This window comes from Vibrio sp. 970 (assembly GCF_033339075.1).
In genome coordinates, this window is record NZ_JAWOTW010000886.1 from 1 (window position 1) to 504 (window position 504).

Below are 504 nucleotides of genomic sequence, written 5' to 3' on the forward strand. Positions count from 1 at the left end.
TCGATGATCATGGACGCTTTCACGCGCCGCATCATCCAGCTCAATGAAGAACTGTTGGGCCCACCGCCGTGTGATTACGCGTGGTTGGTTGCAGGCTCTCACGCCCGTAACGAAGTGCACATGCTGTCAGACCAAGACAGTGCGATTGTGCTTTCCGATGACGCCACCGAAGAACATAAACTGTACTTCACTCACCTTGCTATGCGGGTGTGTAATGGTTTAGCGGCGTGTGGCTATCCGCTTTGTGACGGCAAGTACATGGCGGCGTCACCAAAGTGGTGTCAGCCAATTCGTCGTTGGAAAGAGTACTATCAGAAATGGGTGGCCAGCCCAGAATACAACAAACTATTGAGCATTAGCGTATTCCTTGAAGTACGTGCCATTCACGGCAACCGCGAGTTTGTCGACCAAATCCAACAACACTTGCATGATTGCATTCAAAAGAGCCCGAGCTTTATTCCGGCTTTGGTGCGCGATGCGATTGACACTCAGCCGCCACTTGGC

The 504-nt window shown here is 52.0% G+C and carries 1 protein-coding gene; it reads left to right on the top strand.

The window, feature by feature from the left end; all coding sequences use genetic code 11:
* Positions 1 to 504, top strand: a 504-nt coding sequence (locus R7Q11_RS29730; RefSeq protein WP_225467410.1) for a DUF294 nucleotidyltransferase-like domain-containing protein, incomplete at both ends; no start/stop codon positions are given.